Below are 13,060 nucleotides of genomic sequence, written 5' to 3' on the forward strand. Positions count from 1 at the left end.
CAAATCACGCATTCAGATTCAATGATTCACCGCCGGAACGCCGGAAATATGCCTCAAAAACCGGCCAGATTCCGAAAGATCAGGCCTCCGCCTCGTCTGTCAGCTGACTCAGCGCAGATGATTCTGCCGCGTGACCACAAACGCATACCCACTCCCCTGTTTGACCACGGAGAAGTAAGTGCGGCTGATGTCCATCGTCCGCTTTTTGGCGTAGGCATACTCCTGTGTCAGGAGCAGCTGTTCCGTCTGCTTCGGATAGAAATGAAACAGCGTGGCCCCGGTGACGTCGACCCCCGCCTTGGCAAACAGCTTGACGTCGGCTTCCTTGCGCGAGCCTCCCTGCCAGGTCATGTAGAGCCGTTGCTCGTCTTTCCCCGAGCGGGTTTCCCGTTTAACCGGCTGTGGCTGTGCGACCTTGCTGAGATAGACCATGCGCCCGTCACGGAAGAGGGCTCCCAGTTCAATGTTGAAGAAGTCCAGCTGATTGGCGTACTCGTTGAGTCCCGCTTCATCCGCGAAGCGAACAAACCAGCGCTGTTCGTTGCCCAGGCCTCCTCCTCCGGGGCCGGGGCCATTCCCCAACCCGCGGCGATTTCCGGTTCCGTCGGAACTGCCGGGGGTCCCCCCCACGGTCACGACTTCGCCGAAGTTCTGCTGCTGGGGTGCCACCTTGGTTCCGAACTCGGAGAATTCCAGCGGCTCGCCGCCGGCGGGAGCTTCGCTGATGGCACTGACCAGTGAGTCATCGATGGCGTCGGCGACGGGAGAAGCGTTGTCGGCGTAGTCTTCGGGCGATTCCACCCGCAGGGACTCACCCGCCACTCCATCCGGATCGCCGCCGCGGCCATCCATCATCTCCATGGGGGCGAGGATCATGGGCGGAGCGGGTGGGCGGTTTGTGAACCACCAGATAAAGACGCAAAAGACCGCCATTGCCAGCCCGAAGACGAGCGCAATCATCCCCGCGCTCAGCCTGTCGAAGAATGTGACCTTCAATACCGGCTGAACGACGTGCGATCTTTTCACCCCTGCCTCGGCAGGCGGAGCACTCTTCACAGCCATGCAGTTCACCCAACTTGAACAGCGCTGCTGTAATTCTCTGAACCGATCTGGTTCAGACGAAAGATAGCAATCAGAAAAGAATTTTGATGCTATGACCCCGGCCAGGCAGTGTCAACAAACAGACACGCCCGCCGGGTGGTGCTCCCCGTCTGGCTGTAGCCCGGACCCGAGACTGGCGCGGATCGCTGTCCCTCAGGGGATAATCACCGTCTGTTCGCGATCCGGTCCGATCGACAGATAGCCGACTTTGGCTTCCAGCAGTTCGGAAATCGTGTCGATGTACTGCCGGGCTTCTTTCGGGAAGTCTTCCAGTCGGCGAACCCCGGTGATGTCCTTCTTCCAGCCGGGAAGCGTGCGGTAGACGGGACGAGCTTTCGCCAGATCGTCGATATGGCTGGGGAACGCAGTTGTCCGCTCCCCATCGATTTCGTAGGCCTCGCAGATCTTGACTTCATCGAGCTTGCTGAGGACATCCAGCAGCATGATGGCGATGCAGTCGATGCCGCTGATCCGCGCACCGTAACCGGTTGCGACGGCGTCGAACCAGCCACAACGACGGGGACGGCCGGTGACGGTTCCGTATTCGTGACCTTCATCACGAATGTGCTGGCCGATCTCATCGACCAGTTCCGTGGGGCAGGGGCCTCCACCCACGCGTGTGGTGTAAGCCTTGACCACGCCGATCAGACGATCAATCGCCCGTTCGGGGACACCGCTGCCGGAGTGAATTCCACATCCGGAGCTGTTGGATGAGGTGACGTAAGGGAATGTTCCGTGGTCGATATCGAGCAGGCTTCCCTGGGCTCCCTCAAAGAGCAGGCTTCGCCCTTCCTTCAGTGACTTGTGCAGGAAGGTCGTAGTATCGGTGACATGCGGACGCAGCTGTTCCGCGTACCCGCTGTACTCGTTGAAGATCTCATCGACCGAGGGAATCTGCGCTGAAGGATCGAGAGCTTCGATCACGATCTTCTTCTGCTCAATCACTTCGGTGAGGCGTTCGCGGAACAGTTCGGGGCGGTACAGGTCGCCGACGCGAATGGCGTGAGTCCGGCCGATCTTGTCCCGGTAGCAGGTCCCGATGCCGCGCATCGTGGTGCCGATCGCTTTCGCACCGCGGGCTTTCTCCAGCACCGCCTCTTCGAGCAGATGATACGGGAAAATGACATGGGCCCGATCGCTGATCAGCAGCTGGCCGACTTCCACTCCCTGCGCGCGGACGGAGTCGATTTCCTTCAGGAGGGCCTTCGGATTGATCACAACCCCCGTGGCGATCACCGAGGTGACCCCCGGTCGCAGAATTCCGGCGGGGAGCAGCGAGAGCTTGTAGGTCTTGCCACCGAACATCACGGTGTGTCCGGCGTTGTTGCCTCCGAGAAAGCGGCAGACGATTTCGTGCTGGTCGGTCAACAGATCGACGATTTTCCCCTTGGCCTCATCACCCCATTGCAGACCAATTACCGCAGTCACCGACATTGTTTTTTCCCGGAAATCAAAAGCATTCAAGCAGGAACGGCGCGCAGGCCGGTTCCATCCGACAGACAAATACTCAACGAGTGTAGCGGCCCTTCCCGCGAATGTAGAGCCCCGACCCGGACAATCAGCCGGCGGGTGGGGTTCGACAAGCTTCCCGGCGGGTGGCGCGGGGTGGCAGCCTCGGAATTGCATCAAGCCTGGCAGATGGGTTATTTTGCAGAACTTTTTCAACGCTCGGGTGATAAAAATGGAGAGCTTCTTCCACGACAATCCTTTTCGCCCCTCGCCGGTGCAATGAGGCTGCAATGGCGCCCCGGAATCGCAAATGGCTGACTGATTTGTTCAGGCGACTTCTGTCGTGCAGTCTCCTTGTTCATCTGCTGGCTCCCCAAGTCGTGTGGGGAGCCCCTGTTTCCGAGACGGAGCAGGTCAGCGTCCCGGCCGTTTTCTCGGAACCGGTCCCCCGCACCCTCGACGATCTGAAGGCCATCCAGAACCACGTGACCCGCCTCGTACCGAGACTCTCCGCAGCCACGGTCAGCGTGAAAGTGGGACGAAATCAGGGGAGCGGAGTGATCGTCACCGCGGATGGCCTGGTGTTGACCGCCGCCCATGTCTCGGGGAAGCCGGGCAATGCAGCGTCGATCATTCTCTCCGACGGCCAGCGTCTTAACGGGACCGTACTCGGTCGAAATGACACACTGGATGCCTCCATGATCCGTCTGCAGTCGACACGAACCGACTGGCCCCACTGCCCGTTGGCTCGTGAGGCACCTCATCCGGGGGACTGGTGTCTGGCGATGGGGCATCCCGGAGGTTACATCCGGGGACGTGAACCTTCGGTCCGCCTCGGACGCCTGATTCTCATTAACAGCTGGATGGTGCAGACCGATTGCGATCTGGTCGGGGGCGATTCGGGTGGACCGCTGCTCGACATGCAGGGCCGGGTCATCGGCATCAACACCCGGATCGGTGATCGGACGGATTACAACTTTCACATCCCGGGTCAGGTCTTCGTGCGGGACTGGGATCGGCTCGTGGCCGGTGATGATTTCCGCTCTCACAGTGGCGCCTATCTGGGCGTCGTTGGCGATGAAGCCCCCGGTCGCAGCGGGCTCCTGATTAAAGAGATTGTGGCCGGAAATGCCGCCGAGAGAGCCGATTTGCGCGTCGGCGATGTGATTCTGGAGTTCGAGGGAAAGCCGGTCACCAATTTGAAAGAGCTTTCGGAGTATGTCGGTCAGGAGCCACCGGGAAAAGCGGTGAATGTCCGCTACTCGCGACAGGGTGAAGTCAAGGAAGTCAAAGTCCGACTCGGGATGCGCTGGGACTGACCGTCACGGAGTCTCCGGAGGCGGGTGAGCCGCTGACTCTTCGGAGGCCGCTGGGTGTGCCACGGGAGCACTCTCGTTTCGCTCCTCTTCGGGGAGCGGCGAGAGAATCAGAATCTCTCCGAAATCCTGTGATTGATCGACACGGAATCCGTGGTGCCGGATCAGTTCCAGAATCGCCAGAAACATGCCAACGATCTTGCTGCGAATCGTTTCGTGATCGAACAGCGATGTAAACGGCACGGACCCCAATCTGCGAACGTGCGAACCGATCTGCTCGACATACGTCTGCAGCGGGGTCTCGTCATAGCGGATGGTGGTGTCCGATTCGACTTCCTTCCGTTTCAGGATCCGGCCCAGCGCACTGACCAGGTCCCACAGCTCGACCTCCTTGATCCGGTCGGCGGCCGGGTCTTTGCTGGTCTGCGGGCGCTCATCCGAGAGCCGCGGATAGCGTTCCTGCCATTGCAGTGCCTGTTCCTGCAGGGCAGAGGCCGCTTCCTTGAATTTCTTGTATTCAAGCAGCTGCTGAATCAGATCAGACCGCAGATCACCCGGAGGAAGTTCCGCGGCGGCGTCATCTTCTTCATTGACTGTGGGGAGGACGCTGCGGCTTTTAATTTCGACCAGCATGCTGGCCATCACCACGAAGTCGCCGATCAGGTCGAGATCGATCTGCTGCAGGACATCCAGGAACTCCTGAAACTGCCGGGTAATCTCGGCAATCGGCAGATCGACAACGTCGACTTCGTTACGTCGAACCAGATAGAGCAGCAGATCGAGTGGACCTGTAAACAGGTCGAGCTCGACACGATAGTTCCGCGTTTCCATCGATTCATCCGGCGAACGGGCAGCTGGGGAGCGGTTACTTTACCCCCCGCAACGGCAATGCGAACAGTGCAGATCCGTGAAGTCGCCGAGACTCCGGCCGGACTGCAGACCTGCCGGGAAGGCAAATCAGTGGCGCGGACTGCCACGAGGTTCTATCCCCGCTGGCGGTAGCGACGGCTGGCGTCGGTCAAAAACTCACGTTCTTCCCGCGTCAGGCTTGCTTCGCCTTCATCGCTGATCTTCTGCAGCAACTGATCGAGACGGGCGGAAATGTGGGGCGGAATCGTTGCTTTGACTGCGGGGCGGACTTCATCTGCCACGTCGGGACGATGCACCCGCAGCTTCGGTCGACGGCGAAACATCTTCCGGAACGAATCGGTCCAGTCGAGAATCTGCCAGCGGTTCCGGACATACAGATACGCGAACAGCATTCCCCCGGCGTGCGCTGCGTGGGCCACTTCGTCACCTGCCCCGGCCCGTCGGCCCAGCTGTTGCAGCATGGGGAAGATGTCGAAGGCTGCGGTCAGGATGGCGATCCACATGACCGGCATGGGGATGATTCCGAAGATGAACCAGCGCTCTTCCGGCCAGTTGAGCGCGTAGACAATCAGAACGGCAACGACAGCACCCGAGGCCCCGATCGCGGGATTGCTTTGTCCCACGACAAGATTCCACAGCAGATAAAACGCTCCGGAAAAAATCCCTGCCAGCAGGTAAAAGCTCAGGAATTCCTTCGATCCATATTTGGATTCCACCCGCGTCCCGGCCATGTACAACAGCCACATATTGAACAGCAGATGCCAGATGCTGGTCGGATCATGCAGAAAGTCATACGTGGTGAACCGCCAGAGCTGCCCTTTCAGGACAGCATCCTCTGTCAGCATAAACCATTTTTCGACCCACCCGCCGACAACGACCTGAATGACGAAGATCACCACATTCGTGATGATCAGCCCCTTGACCATGGTCATGGCGGGACGTCGCTGGAAGCCATAGCCCGGCTCGTCCTGCATATATCCGCGGTATTCGATCCCCATTCCGGTCTCTGCTCCGACTCGCCTGGCGGTGAGTTCTGAAATCCGTTTCCTCGCGCGTGGAAGACCGGCGCGATCCCGCCGGCTGCCCTTTCCACGACTCTGTTCCCAGTTCCGCCGATCCTAGCACAGCCTGCCGAATCAGGTCAGCGTGAATTCATCGTTCGGCTCCCATTCGATAAGCTCGTCGAGAACGGCCCGCAACTCTACGTGCTGACGGACTCCCGCAATCAGGGCGGCGGGGGAAATTCCGTGCTGCAGCAGACTGGGTCTCAAACCGGGCAAGATCTTCTGTCGAAACAGCTTGCGCTGGCGAATCCGAATCCATTGAAAGACGGCAAACAGCAGCACGAAGGCCAGTCCCGGCACGAAAAACCAGCCGGACCAGCTCAACAGGTGCATCAGATGCAACAGAATTCCGGCCCAGACGACCCCGATCACACTCAGCCAGAGAGGTAAAACCCCCGCGGCGTGCAGCCGCTCGTTGGCTTTGACCAGCAGACCGTACAGTTCGGCGTCCTCAATTCCTCCCCGCAGGTTGGAACGCGACACCGACTTGCAGATCAGTTCGCCCGATTCCCGGCTGACGAGGAGCGTCTCCCCCTCTTCGGGAAGATGATCCGCCAGATACTCCAGCTCTTCATAGGGACTGTTCATGACCACAACTCCAGGCGGCAAGATCTGGACTGGCAACTACCTGCCGTGGCCCGCATTCCAACATTGACAGCGTCCGGCGAATGCCCTGGGCATTCCACGCCGCTGATCTTCAAGAGCACTTTTCCTCGAGAGTCTTATGCACCGCTCCCTCCTGGCCGGGAAACTCTACTGCTGACGGGAGCTGCAGGATCCCTGCGCGGGAAAGACCGATCAATTCCAGCTTAACTGATTCCCCGGATGACATCCATAATTGTTTCGAAGTCATTTTTGACCACGATCGGCTGATTGCGGAAGGAGGCCCCCCGCGCTGCAGCCTCATCTCCCGCGTGGTAATTGACCGTCGCGGTCGGATCTTTCAGCTGATGACCCGTCAGAATGCAGACGACCCGGTCGCTGGGGGCGATGACTCCCTGTTCGCGGAGCAGACGGGCGCCGGCGACGCTGGCGCCGCTGGCCGGTTCACAGCCAAAGCCCCCCGCCCCGACCTGCGCCTTGGCGTCGAGCATTTCGGCGTCGGTGACTTCCCGGACCACACCGTGACAGACGTCGAGTGCTCGCAGGCATTTCTCCAGATTCACTGGACGATTGATCTCAATCGCACTGGCCAGTGTGTGAGCCCGATGGTTCTCGCGATCCATCGTCTGATAGAAGGTGTTCACCAGGGCCTCGTCTGGGGCGCCGTGATTCCACCGGAGCCCCTGCTTCTCATACAGCTGATAGAGAGTATTCGCCCCCGCCGCGTTGATCACCGCCAGCCGGGGAATGCGGTCAATCAGTCCCAGCTGCTTGAGCTCCAGAAACGCCTTGCCGAACGCACTGGAGTTCCCCAGGTTTCCGCCCGGGACAACGATCCAGTCGGGGATCTCCCAGTTCAGCCCTTCCAGCACCCGATACATGATCGTCTTCTGCCCTTCGAGCCGGAAGGGGTTCACGCTGTTGCAGAGATAGATCCCCGCCTGCTCGCAGACGGCGCGGACCTGTTTGAGGGCGTCGTCGAAGTCCCCTTCGATCTGCAGGGTGACTGCGCCGTAATCGAGGGCCTGGGAAAGTTTTCCGTAGGCAATTTTGCCGCTGCCGACGAAGACGATCACTTTAAAGTGTCCGGTCGTGCCGGCGTAAATCGCCAGCGAGGCACTCGTGTTCCCGGTCGAGGCGCAGGCTGCGAGTTTGGCTCCGGTCATGCGGGCGTGCGTCGCGGCAGCGGTCATGCCGTTGTCTTTAAAGCTGCCCGAAGGGTTGAGACCTTCGTACTGCAGATACAGTCCCCCCGACTTCAGCCCGACATATTTCCCGACCTGATCCGACTTCTGCAGAATGGTCTGCCCTTCGCCAATCGTGACGATCTGGTCATCGGGAGCAAACGGCAGCAGCTCGCGGAAACGCCAGACGCCGCTGAAGTCGAGCGGATGATTCCGATTGCTCCACCGCTTCTCAAACTCTCGCAGCGATGAGGGGACCGCGACTTTGTTCCAGTCGTACTGCACATCCAGCAGGTCACCGGTTTCCGGGCAGGCGGTCAGAACTTCTTCGATCCCGTAGCGTTGAGTGCGACCGGAGCGGATGCTGGCTTGAAAAGCGACGTCGGCTGGCATGGAACAGATTTCTAATGGCGTTTGTCGGAGGTGGCGGGGCGTGCTGTTTTTCGTCAGAAAGGCAACAATCCGCGAGACACCGGAATCGATCAGATGAAAACAGGAGGCTCAGTTTCGAAACTCTTCGAGGTCAGTGCAGATGGTCCATTCATCGGCACGGATCTTCAACACTGTTCAGTCACACTGTGGAGAGAGGTTCATTGTCCTGACGATCCCCGCCGGAAGCAACGCTACTCCGGGAATCGGTACGGGACGCCTGCCCCGTGTTCTCCGCAGGAGCCGCTCGAGTCGGCCGGGCTAGGGTTTGACATCGTCCACTTCCATCCCCAGCTGCCGCATCTTGCGATACAGGTTCGAGCGATGCAGACCGAGGAACTCGGCCGCTTCGCTCATGTTTCCCTGCATCCGCTTCACGGCCCGTTTGATGTATTCGCACTGAAAGTTTTCGGTCGCCTCCGTCAGGCTGACTCCTTCGATCAGATCTTCGAAGGCATCTTTTTTCGGGCTGAGGATGAAGGCGAGGTCTTCGCTCTCGACCCGGGGGCCGGTCGTCAGAAACGCGATCCGCTCCATCAGATTGCGGAGTTCGCGAACATTCCCCGGCCAGCCGTGCATCTGCAGCCGCTTCTCCGCATCAGGCGAAAAATTCAGCGGCGAACGCTTGGCATCCCGGCAGAAACGTTCGAGGAAGAATTTCGCCAGCGGCAGGATATCTTCCGGACGTTCCCGCAGCGGCGGCAGTTCGACGGTGACGACACTCAGCCGGTAATACAGGTCGTTGCGGAATTTCTTCTCCCGGACCATGTCCGCCAGATGGGCATTCGTGGCCGCCAGCACCCGCACGTTGACAGGGATGATCTGCGTCCCCCCCACCCGGGTAATGACCTTCTGCTCAAGCACCCGCAGCAGTTTTGACTGCCCGCCGAGACTCATGTCTCCGATTTCGTCGAGAAACAACGTCCCCCCTTCGGCGAGCTCAAACTTGCCGACATGGGCATCGTGGGCATCGGTGAAGGCCCCTTTCTCGTGTCCGAACAGCTCGCTTTCCAGCAATGTTTCCGTCAGGGCCGCGCAATTCACCGCGACGAACGGGCTGTTGACCCTGGGGCCCTGCTGATGCAGCGCCTGCGCAGCCACTTCCTTACCCGTTCCACTCTCTCCCAGAACGAGGACCGGCAGATCAGTGGCGGCGAGACGCTCGATCGTTCCCCGCAGCGCCTTGATGGCCGGACTCTCTCCCACAATCTGAATGCCGCGCGAAACCTGCTCGGTCAACTGGCGATTGCTGCGGACGAGACTTTCCAGCTCGCGGGTATTGGTGATGGCTGTCGCGGCCTGAATGCCGAAGTCTTCGAGTGCCAGCTGGTCTTCGGGAGTGAAGTCGCCGCTGACCTTGTTGATCAGCTCGAAGGCGCCGATGCAATTCTCTGCGGCATCAAACAGCGGAACGCAGAGCAGATTCCGCGTGCGGTAGCCCGAACGTTTATCGACGCTCTGGTCAAAGCGGGGATCCTGATACGCATCGTCGACGATCACCGGTGAGCGGCTATGAATCACATCGCCGACGATCCCCCGGTTATCCGGAAGAAACAGACGGCCGTCGGCCACCCCCAGAGCCGGGCAGGCCACCAGCTGATTGTGCTCTTTGTCCCAGATGAAAATACTCGCGCGGTCGCTTCCCAGCAGCCGCGCCGATTCCTCCGCCAGCCGTTCCAGCAGATGTTGAGTATCCCGTTCCCCGGCAAACGAACGGGCCAGTTTCAGTGTGCTCCGCAGCCGCTCGGCATGCCGTTCCACTGACTGCGTCCGGAGCAGCTCATCCACCCTGCGGCCGACCACCCGTCCGACAGCGAGGGCCTCATCGAGCAGATCTCCGGTCAGGCGGGCCCCGGCCAGCAGCAGCACATGTTGTTGGCGGGAAGGGGTCGGCACCAGCAATGTGGGACCGAGAGTCTTGTCACGGAACCAGACGGCGGCATCCCGATCGATGACGTTCCCCAGCAGGGTGTTCGGCAGGGAGGTTCCCTGATCTCCCCGCCCGGCGACGATTTTCCATGTCCCTTCGCGGACCAGCAGCAGGCAGTTGGCGACTCCGAATTCCGCGGCGACGTTGGTGACGATTTCCGAGAGCTGCTCATCGCGCAGCAGGCGGTCCACCAGACGAATCAGAGAGGCAGCGGGTGAGTTTCGCTGCATCCACGGGATTTCGCTCCAAGACATCCAGCGAGATTCATCCATGATGGAAAACTCCGCACACGCGATACGAATTTGCCCGGCTCGCCGCGGTTGCTCGCGAATTGACGGCGCCCGTTCACTGGTGAGCATTGTTTGAAGACAGGCGGGTGACGTCAAGCCGACGACAAAAAACCGTCTGCGGCGTCACGCCGATGGGGAAAGAGCGAAAAACCCAGCGAAGGCAATCGCAGCGGTTTCGGTACGTAAAATATGCGGCGACAGCGAGATCGGTTCGGCATTCCAGCTCCGGACGAGTTCCCGTTCCGACTGTGTCAGCCCCCCTTCCGGGCCGACGATCGCCAGCTGCGACGTCGCTGGATTCGCCCGCGGAAGAGCTGCAGCCGCATCGGCGTCCCCCACCCAGAGAGTGAACTGATCGAGCGGTATCCGATTCGGCAGCTCCGCCAAGGAACAGAGGTCGCCAATTTCCAGCAACGTACTGCGGCGACACTGTTTACACGCGGTGATTACCGTTTGGGAGAGCTTCTGAAGCTTCTGGGCCCGGGGTTCGACAACGGATCGCTCCGTCTGCAGCGGAATCCAGCAGTCGGCCCCCAGCTCGGTCAGTTTCTCAATCATCCAGTCGAGCCGCTCCCCCTTTGGGACAGCGGAGGCAATCACCCGCGTGGACGTTCGAGTGGGCTCGCTGTCGACCGAGACAATTTCAACCCGGACCGACTTTTTCCCCACCGATTGAATGCGACCCTGGCCCGACTTGCCGTGTCCGTCAAAGAGCTCCACCGGATCGCCGACCTCTGCACGCAGGACCCGGCTGAGGTGATGGGCCTCGGTTTCGGGGAGATCAACAGCAGCCCCCCAGTTCCCGGGACAGTAAAAGCGGTCAGGCATTCCAGATTTCACAAGAGAGTTCAAAACCACAATTGACGACAAGCCGAGCAAGATCCATTCTAGAGCGAACGCCCCCTGGCGTCGCCCGGTCCTGAATGGAGCAGGTTTCTCCCCGGTCGACTCCTCTGGACACCGTCCCGCCAGGGAAGGAGACATCTGCCGATCTGCACTTTGCAGATTCAGACCTCTTCACCCGCCGGTGCGGCATTCACCCTGCTGACTCGCGCAGTTGCAATTAAACTGAGAAAGATTTGCGTTCGATGACAACCCAGGTCGAATTGGAACCTCCGTCTATTGAGTTCACTTCCGAGGAACTTCAGAACTTTCATCAGCAGGGATACGCCATCGTCCGGGGACTCAGTCCGGAAACCTTGCGGCAAAGGATGCTGGAAGTCACGAAGGCCGGTGTGCAGCAGGTCATCGAACCGGTCGAGTATGAAGCGGATCTGAAATATCCGGGCGCCCCTGCCTCTGCTCTGGGAGAGGGGGGACGGACCATCCGCCGCCTGAAGCAGGCACTCAGCCGCGACATCTCGTTTGTGAACTGGGTTCAGCATCCCGGCGTCGTCGGTCGACTCAAGCAGTTGCTGGGGCCGAACGTGGTCTGCCCGTTGGCACACCACAATTGCATCATGACCAAAGAGCCCCGCTTCAGCAGTGATACGGGCTGGCATCAGGACATCCGTTACTGGTCTTACACCCGGCCGGAACTGATCAGCGTCTGGCTCGCTCTGGGACCGGAACGGGCCGAAAACGGATGCCTGCAGCTGATCCCGGGATCGCACCGCGCCCAGTATTCCAAGCAGGCATTTGATGAAGCGGTCTTCTTTCGCGACGACCTGCCGGAGAACCAGCAGGTGCTGTCGCAGCGGATTCTGGCCGAGCTGAATCCGGGCGATGTGCTGTTTTTCCATTGCCGCACATTGCACGCCGCGACCCGCAACCGGACACAGGACACCAAGTTTTCGGTCGTCTTCACCTTCCGCGGTCTCGATAATCCCCCCCTGCCCGGCTCCCGATCCGCATCGGCTCCGGAACTGCTGATTCCCTGAGGGCCGGTGTCGTCTCTTTCCCCTCCGGTGCGGCAGAGCAAAACTGCTATCATGAATGACATGAATTCCGATCTCTCGCAGAAACGTGATCGTCTGTTGGCGCTGTTGAAAGGCTGCGGACGCGTGGCCGTCGCATTTTCGGGGGGCGTGGACAGTGCACTGGTCGCCAAGGCTGCTGCGCTGGCATGCGGCGACAGGGCCATTGCGGTCACCGCCGTCAGCCCCTCACTGGCGTCGGGAGAACTGGATTCAGCGCGAAAGGTGGCGGCGGAAATCGGCATCCGCCATGAAATCATTTACACCAGCGAATTCAACGTGGCTGGCTATCAGGCCAATGCGGGTGATCGCTGTTACTACTGCAAATCCGAGCTTTATCAGGGGCTGGATCTGCTGGTGGAAACACTCGACGTCGACACCGTCTGCAACGGCGCCAATCTGGATGACCGGGGCGATCATCGTCCCGGAATGCGGGCGGCACTGGAACACAAGATCCGCAGTCCGCTGATTGAAGCCGGCATGACCAAACAGGATGTCCGGGATCTCGCACAGGAGTGGCAACTTCCCGTCTGGGATAAGCCGGCCAGCCCCTGCCTCTCCAGCCGCATTGCGTATGGTGTGCAGGTCACACCGGAACGGGTTCAGCGTGTCGATGCCGCTGAAGTCTTCCTGCGGCAACAACTTGACGTGCGCGAATTGCGGGTCCGTCTGGAGCAGAATGACCTGGCCCGGATCGAACTTCCGGTCCATCAATTGCACCGGCTGGCGGACGACAATGTCCGTCAACAGATCGTAGAGAAGCTGCGAGAACTGGGATTCCGCTACGTGACACTGGACCTGGAAGGCTTTCGGTCGGGGAGCCTGAATGCCGCACTCCCCCTGGTCTCGCTGTCGACTCGTTCATAGACGGAACGCGCTGACCAGCGCGTTCACAGGAAGATCAGAAC

General features: G+C 60.0%; 11 protein-coding genes. 3 read left to right on the forward strand and 8 right to left on the reverse strand.

The genetic code is table 11. The features are described from left to right. Positions 1 to 108: 108 nt before the first annotated feature. Positions 109 to 1,062 (reverse strand): hypothetical protein, encoded by a 954-nt coding sequence (locus SH664x_RS01415; protein WP_437204385.1) that lies wholly within the window; start codon positions 1,060 to 1,062, stop codon positions 109 to 111. 192 nt (positions 1,063 to 1,254) lie between these two features. Beyond that, positions 1,255 to 2,535: an adenylosuccinate synthase gene (locus tag SH664x_RS01420; RefSeq protein ID WP_437204387.1), complete on the reverse strand. Its 1,281-nt coding sequence runs from the start codon at positions 2,533 to 2,535 to the stop codon at positions 1,255 to 1,257. Positions 2,536 to 2,840: 305 nt separating this feature from the next. Between SH664x_RS01420 and SH664x_RS01425 the strand changes: the two genes are divergently transcribed. Next, positions 2,841 to 3,869, forward strand: coding sequence for a S1C family serine protease (locus SH664x_RS01425; RefSeq protein ID WP_437204388.1), 1,029 nt, complete (start codon positions 2,841 to 2,843; stop codon positions 3,867 to 3,869). A gap of 3 nt (positions 3,870 to 3,872) precedes the next feature. On the opposite strand, the gene SH664x_RS01430 is transcribed toward SH664x_RS01425, so the two are convergent. The 6 genes from SH664x_RS01430 to SH664x_RS01455 all read right to left on the reverse strand — a co-directional run bounded on the left by SH664x_RS01430 (position 3,873) and on the right by SH664x_RS01455 (position 11,064). Continuing rightward, entirely contained in the window at positions 3,873 to 4,697 is an 825-nt protein-coding gene (locus tag SH664x_RS01430) for a segregation and condensation protein A (RefSeq protein ID WP_437204390.1), read from the reverse strand. Positions 4,698 to 4,849: 152 nt separating this feature from the next. Further along, on the reverse strand, positions 4,850 to 5,734 hold the full coding sequence (locus SH664x_RS01435) for a rhomboid family intramembrane serine protease (RefSeq protein WP_437204391.1): 885 nt from the start codon (positions 5,732 to 5,734) through the stop codon (positions 4,850 to 4,852). 138 nt (positions 5,735 to 5,872) lie between these two features. Then, positions 5,873 to 6,388: a hypothetical protein gene (locus SH664x_RS01440; protein ID WP_437204392.1), complete on the reverse strand. Its 516-nt coding sequence runs from the start codon at positions 6,386 to 6,388 to the stop codon at positions 5,873 to 5,875. Positions 6,389 to 6,609: 221 nt separating this feature from the next. After that, a complete protein-coding gene (gene thrC / locus SH664x_RS01445) occupies positions 6,610 to 7,980 on the reverse strand; it encodes a threonine synthase (RefSeq protein WP_437204393.1) in 1,371 nt (456 codons plus the stop codon). Between the two features lie 297 nt (positions 7,981 to 8,277). Further along, positions 8,278 to 10,218: a sigma-54-dependent Fis family transcriptional regulator gene (locus tag SH664x_RS01450; RefSeq protein WP_437204395.1), complete on the reverse strand. Its 1,941-nt coding sequence runs from the start codon at positions 10,216 to 10,218 to the stop codon at positions 8,278 to 8,280. A 141-nt stretch (positions 10,219 to 10,359) separates the two neighbouring features. Beyond that, positions 10,360 to 11,064 carry an RsmE family RNA methyltransferase gene (locus SH664x_RS01455; RefSeq protein ID WP_437204397.1) on the reverse strand — a complete coding sequence of 235 codons (705 nt, stop codon included), beginning with the start codon at positions 11,062 to 11,064 and terminating at the stop codon, positions 10,360 to 10,362. Positions 11,065 to 11,324: 260 nt separating this feature from the next. Between SH664x_RS01455 and SH664x_RS01460 the strand changes: the two genes are divergently transcribed. Both SH664x_RS01460 and larE read left to right on the forward strand, forming a co-directional pair. Beyond that, positions 11,325 to 12,116: a phytanoyl-CoA dioxygenase family protein gene (locus tag SH664x_RS01460; RefSeq protein WP_437204398.1), complete on the forward strand. Its 792-nt coding sequence runs from the start codon at positions 11,325 to 11,327 to the stop codon at positions 12,114 to 12,116. A 60-nt stretch (positions 12,117 to 12,176) separates the two neighbouring features. Next, on the forward strand, positions 12,177 to 13,019 hold the full coding sequence (larE, locus tag SH664x_RS01465) for an ATP-dependent sacrificial sulfur transferase LarE (RefSeq protein ID WP_437204400.1): 843 nt from the start codon (positions 12,177 to 12,179) through the stop codon (positions 13,017 to 13,019). Positions 13,020 to 13,060 lie beyond the last annotated feature (41 nt).

This window comes from Planctomicrobium aquicomposti, assembly GCF_051466325.1.
Lineage (GTDB): Bacteria > Planctomycetota > Planctomycetia > Planctomycetales > Planctomycetaceae > Planctomicrobium.